The sequence below is a fragment of the Kribbella lupini genome (genome assembly GCF_039529595.1).
Taxonomy (GTDB): Bacteria; Actinomycetota; Actinomycetes; order Propionibacteriales; family Kribbellaceae; genus Kribbella; species Kribbella lupini.
Genome location: NZ_BAAANC010000001.1, coordinates 2,171,204 through 2,183,932, shown reverse-complemented (window position 1 = coordinate 2,183,932; position 12,729 = coordinate 2,171,204). Strand labels below are relative to the sequence as shown.

At 71.2% G+C, this 12,729-nt stretch carries 10 protein-coding genes; 4 read left to right on the top strand and 6 right to left on the bottom strand.

Annotated elements, in window-relative coordinates:
- Positions 1 to 104: 104 nt before the first annotated feature.
- Complete coding sequence (locus ABD235_RS09970) at positions 105 to 905, bottom strand: SDR family NAD(P)-dependent oxidoreductase (RefSeq protein WP_344172309.1); 801 nt, start codon at positions 903 to 905, stop codon at positions 105 to 107.
- Between the two features lie 77 nt (positions 906 to 982).
- Between ABD235_RS09970 and ABD235_RS09965 the strand changes: the two genes are divergently transcribed.
- Entirely contained in the window at positions 983 to 1,615 is a 633-nt protein-coding gene (locus ABD235_RS09965) for a TetR/AcrR family transcriptional regulator (protein WP_344172307.1), read from the top strand.
- A gap of 34 nt (positions 1,616 to 1,649) precedes the next feature.
- On the opposite strand, the gene ABD235_RS09960 is transcribed toward ABD235_RS09965, so the two are convergent.
- Complete coding sequence (locus ABD235_RS09960; RefSeq protein WP_344172305.1) at positions 1,650 to 3,761, bottom strand: hypothetical protein; 2,112 nt, start codon at positions 3,759 to 3,761, stop codon at positions 1,650 to 1,652.
- A gap of 96 nt (positions 3,762 to 3,857) precedes the next feature.
- Positions 3,858 to 4,628 carry a hypothetical protein gene (locus ABD235_RS09955; protein WP_344172303.1) on the bottom strand — a complete coding sequence of 257 codons (771 nt, stop codon included), beginning with the start codon at positions 4,626 to 4,628 and terminating at the stop codon, positions 3,858 to 3,860.
- Positions 4,629 to 4,848: 220 nt separating this feature from the next.
- Between ABD235_RS09955 and ABD235_RS09950 the strand changes: the two genes are divergently transcribed.
- Positions 4,849 to 5,049, top strand: coding sequence for a three-helix bundle dimerization domain-containing protein (locus ABD235_RS09950; RefSeq protein ID WP_344172301.1), 201 nt, complete (start codon positions 4,849 to 4,851; stop codon positions 5,047 to 5,049).
- Here the strand turns inward: ABD235_RS09950 and ligA are convergent.
- Complete coding sequence (ligA, locus tag ABD235_RS09945) at positions 5,046 to 7,040, bottom strand: NAD-dependent DNA ligase LigA (RefSeq protein WP_344172299.1); 1,995 nt, start codon at positions 7,038 to 7,040, stop codon at positions 5,046 to 5,048. The genes ABD235_RS09950 and ligA overlap by 4 nt on opposite strands.
- Before the next feature lie 67 nt (positions 7,041 to 7,107).
- Entirely contained in the window at positions 7,108 to 10,329 is a 3,222-nt protein-coding gene (locus tag ABD235_RS09940) for a BTAD domain-containing putative transcriptional regulator (RefSeq protein WP_344172297.1), read from the bottom strand.
- A gap of 156 nt (positions 10,330 to 10,485) precedes the next feature.
- Here ABD235_RS09940 and ABD235_RS09935 point away from each other — a divergent pair, with 156 nt between their 5' ends.
- Positions 10,486 to 11,007 carry a hypothetical protein gene (locus ABD235_RS09935; RefSeq protein WP_344172295.1) on the top strand — a complete coding sequence of 174 codons (522 nt, stop codon included), beginning with the start codon at positions 10,486 to 10,488 and terminating at the stop codon, positions 11,005 to 11,007.
- 1 nt (position 11,008) lies between these two features.
- Here the strand turns inward: ABD235_RS09935 and ABD235_RS09930 are convergent, their stop codons facing one another.
- A complete protein-coding gene (locus ABD235_RS09930; protein ID WP_344172293.1) occupies positions 11,009 to 11,794 on the bottom strand; it encodes an SDR family NAD(P)-dependent oxidoreductase in 786 nt (261 codons plus the stop codon).
- A gap of 86 nt (positions 11,795 to 11,880) precedes the next feature.
- On the opposite strand from ABD235_RS09930, the gene ABD235_RS09925 reads away from it, so the two are divergent.
- Positions 11,881 to 12,723, top strand: a complete 843-nt coding sequence (locus ABD235_RS09925) for a helix-turn-helix transcriptional regulator (protein ID WP_344172291.1) — start codon at positions 11,881 to 11,883, stop codon at positions 12,721 to 12,723.
- Positions 12,724 to 12,729 lie beyond the last annotated feature (6 nt).

Below are 12,729 nucleotides of genomic sequence, written 5' to 3'. Positions count from 1 at the left end.
CAGCGCGAAGCATCACGATCTGCTCAGCCGCGTCTCGCGGCGGCCAGTTGCCGCGGGTGCAGAACCTCGTACGACGTACCGGAGGCGCGGTGCGCCGGGGCCGCCTACTGGACGCCGCGGACGGTGCCGCCGTCCACGCGGATCGACGCGCCGGTGATGTAGTCGGCGAGGGGGCCGCACAGGTACGTGACGGCGCCGGCGATCTCGTCGGGGCGGCCGAACCGGTTGGCGTCGTTCGGGACCAGTTCGCGGACCGAGTTCAGCTCGATGTCGGCCCAGGTGTCGCCCCAGCCGCGGTCGCCGGCGATGCCGACGAGGAAGTCCTGGACCGCTGGGACCAGGATCGCGCCGGGGGCGACGACGTTGGAGGTGACGCCGGTGCCCTTCAAGTCGCGGGCCAGCGAGACCGCGAGGTTGTGCCGGGCGGCGAGGGTTGCGTTGTACTGCGGGTGCGTGTTCATCGGCTGGCCGCCGAGGCCGCCGCCGATGGTGATCACCCGGCCCCAGTCGCGCTCGCGCATCGCGGGGACCAGGCGCTGGATCATCCGGACGCCGGAGATCACGTTCTGGTCGTAGGTCTCGGCCCACGCCTGCGGGGTCGCTTCGTTCCAGTTCAAGTGCTCGTAGGCGCCGGCGTTGTTGACCAGGATGTCGACCGGCCCGCCGGCGAGTGCGGCCTCGGCCACGGCGTCGGCTCCGGCGTCGGTGGTCAGGTCGCCGATCGCCACCGACGCGCGCCCACCGGCGGCGACGATGTCGTCGGCGATCGCCTGCGCGCGGGCCGCGTTGCGGCCGTGGACGACGACGGCCGCGCCTTCCGCGGCGAGCATCCGGACGGTCGCCTCGCCGAGCCCGGAGGTCGAGCCGGTGACGAGGGCGCGACGGTCGTGCAACTGCAGATCCATGACTCCACTTCTTCCGTGTCGTTCATGTCTACACTCGTAGACTTCACTTCCGAGTATACACACGTAGACTTAGCTCCATGGAGAAGCGATCCCGTAACGCGGCAGCCACCCGGCAGGCGATCCTGGAGTCGGCGATGACGGCGTTCACCAAGCGCGGGTACGACGGCGCCGGCGTCCGCGAGATCGCCACCGACGCCGGCGTGACGGCGATGCTCGTCAACCGGTACTTCGGGTCGAAGGAGGAGCTGTTCGCCGAGGTCGTCGACACGATGCTCGCGCCGCCGACGATGGTCCCGGGGGAGTCAGGTGCGTCGGGTGGAGCGGAGGCGGCGAGTGAGCCTGAGACGCGGGACGAGTCGCGGAAGCGGGTGGCCTCGCGGGAGCTTGCGCGCGAGACGGCAAAGGCGTTGGCTGCGCGCACGGCGCCGGGCGCAGATCACCTGGGTCCGTTCGAGCTGATGCTGCGATCGGCGGCCAATCCGCGGGCGGCCGAGATCCTGCGGGCGGGGATCGAGCGGCACGTCGGCGCGCGCTTCGCCGACGCCCTCGAAGGACCGGGCACTCACGAGCGCGCCGAACTCGGCCTGGCTCTTCTCGCCGGGGTCTGGCTCCTGCGCACCGTGATCGGTACACCGGCTCTCCGGGAAGCCGACTCGGCGTTGCTCGTCGAACAGCTCACGAGCATGCTCTCGGTGGTCGTGGAGCAGTAGTCCGCCGGTCAGAATCTCGGCTGCGGTCCGCAAGTCAGAGCGTGATCGACAGCTCGGTGCCCGCTGGCTCGCCGGGGTGGTGCAGCCAGAGGACGCCGGCCTCGGCGTCGTGCCGGGTGGTGGTGAGGGGGATGCCGTTGGCCTGGATGGTTGTCGGGATGGCTGGGACGCGGAGCGCGGTGACGACCTGGACCCCGCTGGGTGCTTCGCAGGTGAAGGTGATGGTGGTGGGGTCCTGGTGCCAGTTGCTGACTCGGCCGGCCGAGGCCAGGAGGGTCTCGTTGTCGTAGGTCAGGTCGCGGAGCCAGGTGAGGTCGCCGGGGGAGAGTTCGCGGTGGTGGACGATGCCGAGCTGAGGGTCCAGCAGGTCGAGGTAGTTGCCTTCGACAATGTGTGTGGCGTTGGACTCGGTGAGGACGGCGCCGATCAGGTACGGGCCTCGGGAGACCGAAAGCCAGTTGGTGGATTTCCACAGGTGACCACCGGCTTCGGCGATCTCGCGGATGGCCATGACCAGTTCGGCAGCGCGTTCGGGTGACTCGGTGAAGTCCGCCGGCCTCGTCGGCAGGAACCGCACGTGGCCGAGGCCCACCTGCTGGAGGTCAGCGCCATCTCGTTCTGTGCCCAAGGCCTCCGCCAGATGGTCCGCGCAGGTCGGGTAGCGGCCGGTCCACCAGGAGCGGATTTCGTGGTACGGGTCGGCGTCGTCGCCGACGTACAGGAGGGTGCCGCCGCGGTTGACCCAGCCGGCCAGGGCGTAATGGATGCCGGGGGCAACTGGCTTCTGGAACTCGTAGCTCAGGACCAGCACGTCGACGTCCTCCAGCGCGTCAGGTGTGTCGATCACGTTCTCCAGCTGGACCGGGCAGACCTGTTGCCCGTCGTACAGCGGAGGCAGGGCGAGGCCGTAGAAGTCGGAGAAGTGCAGTTGCTCGCGGCCCTCCAGCGCCAAGGCGTCCTGGAGGCCGTCGTACTGGCCGGAGTTGGAACCGCCCGGCGACCAGCGCTGGAACATCGCCGTGTCCGAGAGCGCGATCCCGATCCGCGGACCGTCCGATTCCCGCCGGACGTCGGGCTGATCGAGGTCGCGGAGGCTGTTCATCGCGATCAGGTAGCTGGTCGCCGTCGACGGCGGGATGGGCTGCCGTTCGGTCGAGCCCTCGCGCAGGTACGGGCGGTTGAAGATGCGGTTCGGCCACGGTGCGACCTCGTACCGCGCGATGCCTGGGTGCAGCAGCGACGCGATCAGCGTGCGCTGGTAGTTGGCGAGGTAGTCCTCCCAGGTGCGGTCGGGATGGTCCTCGATCGGGTCGTGCAGGAACCACATCCGGCGGTCGGTCCCGCGGGTGAGGTCCTGGGCGATGCCGTACTCCAGGTACGCCGTCTCGAAGGTGCGCTCTGCGGCCTTGCCGGCGTACACGTTCGGCGTCCGCGCGGTGCCGGTCCACACCTGCGCGATCGCGCCGTCGATCGAGGGCAGCGTGCGCAGGCGCGACTCGGGGCTGACGATCTGCCACTGGGTGTAGTTCAGCAGGCTGTGGGTCGGGACGTAGAAGCGCACCTCGCGGCCCTGGTGCAGAGCTTCGTCGCGCAGTACGGAAGTGACGCGGTCGAGGCTGCGGGAAAGCAGGTGCTGCTTGAGCTGCCCGGAGCGGAAGTGCGCTTCGGCGGTGCTGTGCGGCGGCTGCCACGGCTCGCGGAAGAAGGCCTGCCACTCGCGCTTGAAGGACTCCGAGTACCCGGCGCGGGCCCAGAACTCGGGCTCCTCGAGGTGGATGCCCTCGACCCCGAGCTCGATCACCGGGCGCAGCTTCTCGATCAGGTACTCCGTGAAGGCGAACGTCGGGACCATGTACGGGATGTCGGTGCTGTGCCCGTGCAGGATCGGCTTGCCGTCGCCCGCGGTCTGCGCGTCGGCCCAGTGGTCCGAGCCGTCCCACCGGCCGTCGAGGTAGTCCTGGTAGTTGCCCCAGGAGATGCCGGTCACCAGGTGCACCCGGTACCCGGCCTCGCGCCACCGCTCGATCCGCTCGGCGGTGGACTCGTCGAGTCCGTAGACCATCACGAAGTCGGTGCGCAGGTCGATCGTCGCGTCGTACGGCGCCTGCTCCTGAAACCCGGTGGCCTCCGCGGTGCGGTCACTCATGTGCCCATCCCCGTGTGCTCGACTGCCATCAACCCTGACCGGTCCGGTCCACGGAGACCAGACCGGCGTCCGGAATCGGACATCGGGTCGCGGCGATCAGGCGATGGTGCCGAGGTAGTACCACTGGTTGGCGACGATCGGGATGCGCGAGTAGTAGGCCACGCGGACCGAGGAGCCCTTCAGCCCCGCGGTGGGGATGGAGGTCGCGAAGTTGCCGTACCGGTTGGTGGTCGCCGCCGCCTTGGTCGCGTACTCGCCGTTGCCCTTGCGGACCTGTACGACGACCGGCTGGTTCTGCACGTTGACCTGCCGACCGGTGTAGTGCCAGGACTTCAGGTTGCCCTGGACGGCGAGCCGGCCGCCCTTCGGGACCAGTGTGCCGCGCGGATTGGCCGCGATCGTCGACGCGAACCGCATCCGCAGCACGCGCGGGGTGGTGGTGCTGGTGAACGTCTTCACCGCGAGCTTGCCGCTGCGGTCCTTGACCGCGATCTGCCGGATCATCCAGTCGCCGTAGTCGTCGGTGCCGAGCTTGAACGTGCTCGAGAAGTGGTCGATCCGGCGCGGGTCGACGATCCGGCGCGCGTTCTGGTTGCGGAAGTCGCGGGTGTTGGTCCGGCTGATGCCGAGCGACACCGAGACGCCCGCGCAGGTCGACGCCTTGCTCGGCCAGCCGGTGTAGAAGGTCAGCGCGCCGCTGGTCGTCATGGTCGCGTCGGACCCCCAGCGCTGCTGTTCGGTCAGCACCTTCAGGCAGCTGGACGCGGTGGCGGCGTCGGCCGGCGCGGCGGCCAGCACGGTGCCGGTGACGGCGGCAGCGGCGGTGACGACGGTGACGACGGCACGGCCGAGAAGCTTGGAACGCATGGTTTCCCCCTGGTCTACGCCGGGGCAGTGGTGCCCCGGATTGCCTTGGTAGACGGGGTTTGCGGGACTTTGGTTCGGTGAAGATGCGGTAACGCGCAGCCTTTGCGGGCCGGCGCAAAGGTTCGCGAGCCGGGATCGGCCAGGTGGACAGCAGATGAACAAATGCGGCTGCGGGGACGAGTGTGTTGTGTCGGGTGGTGGCCGGCGGCATGGTTGAAACATGGACAGGTCAGAGGAAACCCGGGCCATCGACGAGGTCGTCGACCGGCTGGCGAAGCAGTTCCCCGGCGTCCCGAGCGAGAACGTCGCCGAGGTCGTCCACCAGGTCCAGCCGGAGTTCGACGAGGCGCCGATCAGGGACTTCGTGCCGTTGTTCGTCGAACGCGGTGCGAAACAACGCCTCCGCCAAACTTCCAGCTAGACCGTAATTCCCGCTGCGAACAGTTGGGGCCAGATCTCGGACTGGTCGGCGACCTGGACGCCGAGCTTCTCGGCCTTGGTGAGTTTCGAGGCGCCGACGTCGGCGCCGGTGATCAGCAGGTCGGTGGTGGCCGAGACCGAGGACGCGATGGTGGCGCCGGCTGTTTCGCAGAGGCGTTGGAAGGCGGGGCGCGGGACCTTCTCGCCCGAGCGGGGGTCGCTGATCGAGCCGGTGACGACGACGGTCTTGCCGGCCAGGGGTGCGCCCGCGGCGACGACCGGAGGCAGGTCCTCGTCCAGTACGTCGAGGGAGACGCCGGCCGCGCGCAGCCGCTGCAGCTCGGGCTGGAGGCGGGTCAGGTGCTCGATCAGCGACGCGGCGACCTTCGGGCCGATGTCGTCGACGGCGACCAGACCTTCCTCGCCGGCCTCGAGGACCTCCTCCAGCGAGCCGAAGCCCGCGCGGCAGATCCGGGCCGCCGTACCTTCCGAAGCCATCGGGATCGCCAGGCCGATCATCGCGCGGCGCAGGCCGACCTGACGGCTGGTGTCGATCGACTCGATCATCCGCGCGGCCGAGACCTCGCCGATGCGGTCGAACTCGAGCAGGCCTTCCTTGGTCAGCTGGTAGAAGTCCGACGGGTGCTCGAGGATCCCGGCCTCGGCCAGGCGCTCGATCCACACCCCGCCGATCGCGTCGATGTCGGCCGCGGCACGCGACGCCCAGTGGATCAGGCGCCGTACGGTCTGGGCCGGGCAGGCCACGTTGGTGCAGAACAGCTCGCGGCTGTTGCCCTGCTCGGTCAGCGGCTGCGCGCAGGACGGGCACACGGTCGGCGGCACGATGTCCTGCTCGGCGCCTGTGCGCTTCGAGGCGTCCAGTACGCCGGCCACGAATGGGATCACGTCGCCGGCGCGGCGGACCAGAACCGTGTCGCCGATCTTGATGCCGCGGGCCCGGATCACCTCCTGGTTGGCCAGGGTCGCGCGGGTGACCGTCGTACCGCCGACGAAGACCGGCTCGAGCCAGGCGACCGGGGCGATCTTGCCGGTCTTGCCGACGTCCCAGCGCACCTCGAGCAGCACGGTGGTCTTCTCCTCGGCGGCGAACTTGAACGCCAGCGCGCCCCGCGGCGAGCTCGACCGCGTCCCGGCCGCGGCGAACGCGTCCCGGTCGGCCAGCCGCAGCACCGCGCCGTCGAGGTCGTAGTCCAGGTCGTTGCGCTGCTCCTCGATCGTCGTGATCACCGCCTGCGCCGCGGCCGCGTCGTCACAGTGCCGCATGTCGGCGGCCGTGAAACCGAGCGTCCGCAGCGCACGATCCAGGTCCGAGTCGGTGCTGTCGGGATCGGTGAGCAGGTCGAAGGCGAAGAACTGCAACCGCCGTTCCGCGACGGTCGCCGGGTCCTTCGCGCGCAGCGTGCCCGCGGCGGCGTTGCGCGGGTTGATCAGCGGCTTGTCCAGGTGGTTCGCGTTGTACGCCGCGAACGTCGACCGCAGCATCACCGCCTCGCCCCGGACCTCGACGCGACCCGGCGCATCCACAGAAGCCGGTACGCCGTCGGTGAGCGCCCGGACCAGCGGCGTCACGTCGTCACCGGTCGTCCCGTCGCCGCGCGTGATCGCCCGGATCAGTCGGCCGTCCTCGTACACCAGAGCCAGCGACAGCCCGTCCAGCTTCGGCATCACGACCACGGACCGGCCGGGGAACCGGTTGAAGAAGGCCTCGACCTGCTCCGGCCGGGTCGCCTTCTCCAGCGACAGCATCGGCCGCGAGTGCCGGACCGGGGCGTGCAGCACCGCCGGCGCGCCGACCTGGTCGAGCGGGTTCGGATCCGGGGCCAGCGCCGGGTTGGCCTCGATCAGCGCGCGCAGCTCGTCCTCGATCGCGTCGTACTCCGCGTCGGCCACCGAGGGCGAACCCCGGTAGTAGGCGTCGCGCAGCTGCACGATCTGGTCAGCGAGCTCCTGAATGCGTTCCCCAACGTCCACGACGAGGACGCTACCCAAGCGCGCCGACAAATGCCGTCTGTTGCGGCTGGACGGAAGGGCGCGAGTCTCAGCGGAAGCGATCGAGGAGCGAGCGGGCCTCGGCTTCGAGGAGCCCGAAGCCCCGGGTGGCGGCCATCGTCCGTGCTCGGGTGGCGAGGTCGACCGCGACGCGTGGGTCACCGGCGGCGTGGTGCGCGGCGGCCAGGATGAGCAGGGCCTCGGTCTCGATGTAGGGGTAGAGGCCGCGCGCGATCTTGCGGCACTCCTCGCCGTACTGGAGGGCCGCGTCCAGGTCGCCGAGCGCGAGGTGGACCTGGGCCACGGTCGCCACCGTCTGGGCCTGGGCCTTGCGGTCACGGCCGGCGATCGCCATCTCTTGCGCCCGCCGGGCGAAGTCGAGCGCGGCGACGGCGTCGTCACGCTGGAGGTGCAGCCGGGCGAGCTCGTCCAGGGTGGACAGCTCGCCGCGCGGGTACGCCTGATGCCGGTACCCGTCCAGTACGTCGGCCAGCAGGTCGGCGGCACGGTCGATGTCGCCCAGCAGCCGCAGCGCGCTGGCCAGGTTGTCCTGGATGACGAGTGCGGCCGCCGAGCGACTGTCCTCGTTGATCCGGAGCGCCTCCGCGAACAGGTCGGCGGACTCGCGCAGCTCGCCCTGGTAGAGGCGCACCATCCCGAGACCGTTGACGGCGATCGACCGGAGAAGACCGCCCGGTTCGTCCTCGGTCCAGGCCATCGAGCGGATCATCCAGTGGGCGGCCTCGCGCAGGGTCCCCCGCTCGAGGTGGTGCCAGCCGACCTGGTGGGCGGTGTAGCCGGCTCCCGCGGACCAACCGACGGCGACCGCGAGGACATGACCGGCCAGGCTGTCCGCCAGCGAGTCGTCGTCCCGGCCCGCGGACGCCAGGGCCTGGCTGCGATTGAAGAGCATGGCCACGAGCGCGACGTTGTCACCGGCAGCCATAGCGGCCGCCGTACCGGCCTGGGCCGCTTGAAGCCAGCCGTCGGCGTCGCGGTTCATCAGGTAGTACCCGCGGAGCTGGTCGGCGATCTGCCACGACACCGGGCGGTCGCCGAAGGTCGCCACGGCGACCAAGGCGCGCAGTTCCTCGCCGAGCCAGGAGAGCGCGGCGCTCTCCGATCCGAAGAACCTGTCCCGGTCGCCGTGGGTGGCGAGCCGGACGACTTGCGGGTAGATCCAGTCGATCGCGGCGGTGACCGATTCGGCGTACCAGGAGTAGAGCCGGCGGCGAGCGGTCTCCGCCTCGGAATCCTCCTCGACCAGGCGACGGGCGTAGAGGCCGAGCAGGTCGTGGAAGCGGTAGCGGTTCTGCGGGTGCGGCATCAGCATGTTCGCCTCGAGCAGGTCCTCGAGGATGCGTTCGGTGTCGGCCGTCGGCAGGACGAGCAGGATTCCGGTGCTCTCGGCACTGAAGTCGTCGCCGGGGTGCAGGCTGCAGAGCCGGAACGTGCGCTGGGCGTCCGGCCCCAGGTCGGCGTAGCTGAGCTGGAAGCTGTTGAGCACGCTGGACTCACCGAGGCTGAGCTCGGAGAGCAGGCGGTTGCTGTCGTCGAGGCGGCGGGCCAGGTCGGCGACCGTCCACTCCTTCCGCGTCGCGAGCCGGGCGCCGGCGATGCGGAGGGCGAGCGGCAGCCGGGCGCACGCTTCCGCGAGGGCCGCGACCTCCTCCGTCCCGGCGTCGAGCATCCGTGCCGTGGAGGTGATCAGCCGGACCGCGTCGTCGCGGGGGAGCGGTTCGAGGTTCACGACCTCGGCGGCGGGCAGCTCCGGGAGTCGCCGGCGGCTGGTCACGATGACGTCGCTGCGGCCGGCCCCCGGCAGCAGCGGCCGGACCTGGGCCGCATCCTGCGCGTTGTCGAGCAGGACGAGGATCCGCCGGTCGGCGAGCTCGCTGCGGAACAGTGCGGCCGCTTCGGCCTCGTCGGTCCCGATCCGCCGGCTGGAGACTCCGAGCGCCCGCAGGAAGCGGCCGAGCACCTGCAGCGGTGTCGGGCTGACGGTGTCGGCGCCGCGCAGGTCGGCGTACAGCTGGCCGTCCGGGTACTCCGCGCGGAGGTGGTGGGCGGCGGTCAGCGCCAGGGCCGTCTTGCCGACGCCGGCGATGCCGTTGACGAGGACGGCGCGCGAGGACACAGCGCCAGGTTGCCTGAGCGCACGGGCGATCATCGCCAGCTCGTCACGGCGGCCGACGAAGTCCGGTGGCGCCGACGGTGCTTGCTGGGCGACCACCCGCCGCGTCGGGCCGCTCTGCTGGCGGAGCACTGCCAGGTGGGCCGCCCGGAGTTGTTCACCGGGGTCGATGCCGAGCTGGTCGGCCAGCGCCGTACGGATCCGGTCGTACGCCGAGAGCGCCTCGGCCTGCCGTCCGGCCGCGGCGAGGTTCTGGATCAGCTCGGCGTGCAGCGGCTCGTCCAGCTCGTGCCGCGGTGCCAGGTCTCGCAGGGTCTTCAGCGCCAACTCCGGTACGTCGGCCTCACGGGCCACCGCGGCGTACGCGCGAACGGCCTCGGCGTACTCGGTCGCGAGCGGCAGGTAGAGCGGGTGGGACGCCTCGATGTCGGGATCGCCCCGCCACAACGCCAGCGCGTCCGCGAGACCGGCCAGCGCGGCCTCCTGGTCGTCGTCGGCCGCCCGCGCGACCAGCTCCCGGAAGGCCAGCAGGTCGAGATTCTCGGTGCTCGCCTCCAACCGGTAGCCGGCGCGGCCGCCGACGATCATCGGGGTGGACGGACTGCCGGACTCCAGGACGCGACGCAGCCGGGCGATCCGGGTCTGCAGCAGGTTCCCGGCGTTGTCCGGTACGCCGCGCGGCCACAGGAGGTCGACGAGCTCGTCCTGGCTGACCGTCGTACCGGCCGCGAGCGCGAGGCGGACGAGCAGAGCGCGCTGGGCGTCCGAGTTGAGGTGGAGCGGGACGTCGCCGTACCGGACGTCCAGGGGGCCGAGGATGTTGATCCGCAGCGCGCCGGTGGCGGGTGTGGCCTCGGGGGAGCGGTGGAGCTTGGCAGCAGCGTGCAGTACGCCGGTGTCGTGCCTGCTCAGTGCCAGTACGGCGGCGAGGGCGTCGATCGAGTCCGGCCTGGGACTTCTGGTCCGGCCCTGCTCCAGGTCGCGGATCGCGGCCGTACTGAGTCCGGCCTGGTCGGCCAGCTCGCGTTGGGTGAGGTCGGCCTGCCGGCGGAAGGAGCGCAGCAGCTCGCCGAACCGGTCCGGCGGCCCGTGGGCAGGCGCATCACCTGTGACATCGTGAAGCGGCCGTCCGGACACGGTCGGATCCTAGCGGTCCGGACAGGTCACCGGACGGCCGCTTGCTTGCGCTGGGCAACAGTCCGAGGCGGCACCCTAGACGGCTGCATCGTCGCCGCGCTGCCCGTACTCCTCCCGTACTCGCGAAGGGCCCACCGCGCGGTACGGTCTCGCCTCATGAACAGGTACGTGGATCCGGTCGACGTCCTCGGACCGGACGTCGCCAAGCGGATCGAACCACTCGGGAACGGGCGTCGCTACGTCCGCGCGGGGTCCTGGCCACTGTTCTTCTCCTGGCTGGTGGACTGGCTGGTGGTCGTCGTCGGTGTGCTGGCCGGGAGCGTGGCCCTCACTACCGTGCCGACCCTCGACGACGGGCAGGTCGGACTGGGCGCGATCATCCTTCTGTTCGCGGTCCCCTTGCTGTACGGCGTCTTCTCCGGCAGCGGCCGGGCGCTCGGCGGACTGCTGACCGGCACCCGGCTCGTGCAGCTGAAGGACGGCAGCCGTCCCGGCCTCCGCGCGCCGTGGGCGATGCTGGTCCGGGTCGGTCTCCTGCCGTTCCTGATCGTCATGACGTTGGCCGCCGCCCTGAGCGGCGGCGGTTCGGGCTCACCGCCCGGCTCCTTCCGCCGGGCCAGCCTGGACATCGCCGCCACCAACCACCTCTGGGCCGCCGAAGCCGCCGCCGACCGCTGACTCAGGCGCCGGCGCCGCCGTCGGCGGGGATGATGGCGCCGGTCACGATCGACGCGCGGTCGCTGAGGAGCCAGGCGGCGAGCTCGGCGACCTCGCGCGGTTCGGCCATCCGGCCGAGCGGGACGGAGGCCATGATCCGGTCGACCACTCCGGGGGTCGCCGCTTCCCAGGTGTCGATCATCTCGGTGGCGGTGCCGCCGGGGGTGATGCCGTTGACGCGGATGCCGTGCGGCGCCCAGGTGACGGCAGCGGTCTCCGTGATGCTGTTCAGGGCGCGCTTCATCGCGCCGTACGCCGGAAGGGCGGGGTTGGCCCGGCGGCTGCCGATGCTCGACGTGTTGACGATCGCCCCGCCGGAGCCCCGGCGCATCAGCGCCGCCTCCGCGTTCATCGCGGTCCAGTGCGCGCGGAAGTTGACCGCGAACTGCTCCTCGATGTCCTCGTCGCTGGTGGTGTCGAGCGGGCCGGGCGCCGTCTGGATCGCCGCGCCGTTGTTGAACGCGCCATCGAGGCGGCCGTGCAGCTGCTCGACCCGATCGATCGCGGCCCGGATGCTCGCGCGGTCCGCGAGATCGAGCTGGACGGCGTCCGCGACGCCGCCGTCGGCGCGGATCTCGGCGACGAGCTTCTCCATCGGCTCGAGGCCGCGGGAACCGAGTACGACGGCGGCGCCCTCGGCAGGGAAGAGCCGGGCCGCGGCCGCCCCGATTCCGCGGCTGGCGCCGGTGATGAACACGACCTTGCCGGAGAGCAGGCCGATGGGTGCTGAGCTGGTGTCTGTGGTCATGCCAACCACTGTCGTCCGGCCCGCGCACCCCAGACAGGCACAGGCTGTACCAGGCTCCACCGCCGTACGCCGGGCAGACTGGGGACATGGACAAGCAGGAGCTCGGTGGCTTCCTCCGCACGCGGCGCGAACGCCTCCGCCCGGAGGACGTCGGCCTTCCCTCGGGCCCGCGCCGCCGGACACCGGGGCTGCGCCGGGAAGAGGTGGCGGTCCTCGCGCACATCTCGACGGAGTACTACGTCCGCCTGGAGCAGGGCCGCGCTCCGCGGCCGTCCGGTGAGGTCCTCGCCGGGATCGCCACCGCGCTGCGGCTCACCGACGCCGAGGCCGACCACCTCCACGTCCTCGCCGGTACGGCGCCCAGCCGCAGCGGCCTGCACCGCCGCGACGTCCGCCCGAGCATCCTCGCCATGATCGATCGGCTCCCGCTGACCGCGGCCTTCGTCACGTCCGCCACGCTCGAGGTGCTCGCCTGGAACGACCTCGCGGCGGCGCTGATGGAGGACTTCGCGGAACTCGCCCCGAAGGACCGCAATCTCGCCCGCCGGGCCTTCCTCGTCCCCGGTACGACCCTGTACGGCGTGTCGGACGCCGCCGAGTTCCGCCTGCACGCGGTCATGCACCTGCGCGCCACGGCCGCGCGCTACCCCTCGGATCCCGCGGTGACCGGCCTGGTGGAGGAGCTGCGCGCCGGCAGTGCCGAGTTCGACCGGCTCTGGGAGCGGCACGACGTCCAGGCGCCGCGGATGCTCACGAAGACCTTCCACCACTCCGCGGTCGGCGACGTCACCGTCGACTGCGACTCGCTCGCGCTGACCGACCGGGACCAGAACCTGGTGCTCTACAGCGCGCCGGCGGGATCCCGCGACGCCGAGGCGCTGGCCCTGCTGAACGTGCTGGGAGCCGAGGGCGTGCGGACGAGCCGCTGACATAGG

What these genes read in the sequence shown, in the direction of transcription:
- ABD235_RS09970 (WP_344172309.1), bottom strand. Translation starts at nt 905, where the DNA reads ATGGATCTGCAGTTGCACGACCGTCGCGCCCTCGTCACCGGCTCGACC.
- ABD235_RS09965 (WP_344172307.1), top strand. Translation starts at nt 983, where the DNA reads ATGGAGAAGCGATCCCGTAACGCGGCAGCCACCCGGCAGGCGATCCTG.
- ABD235_RS09960 (WP_344172305.1), bottom strand. Translation starts at nt 3,761, where the DNA reads ATGAGTGACCGCACCGCGGAGGCCACCGGGTTTCAGGAGCAGGCGCCG.
- ABD235_RS09955 (WP_344172303.1), bottom strand. Translation starts at nt 4,628, where the DNA reads ATGCGTTCCAAGCTTCTCGGCCGTGCCGTCGTCACCGTCGTCACCGCC.
- ABD235_RS09950 (WP_344172301.1), top strand. Translation starts at nt 4,849, where the DNA reads ATGGACAGGTCAGAGGAAACCCGGGCCATCGACGAGGTCGTCGACCGG.
- ABD235_RS09935 (WP_344172295.1), top strand. Translation starts at nt 10,486, where the DNA reads ATGAACAGGTACGTGGATCCGGTCGACGTCCTCGGACCGGACGTCGCC.
- ABD235_RS09930 (WP_344172293.1), bottom strand. Translation starts at nt 11,794, where the DNA reads ATGACCACAGACACCAGCTCAGCACCCATCGGCCTGCTCTCCGGCAAG.
- ABD235_RS09925 (WP_344172291.1), top strand. Translation starts at nt 11,881, where the DNA reads ATGGACAAGCAGGAGCTCGGTGGCTTCCTCCGCACGCGGCGCGAACGC.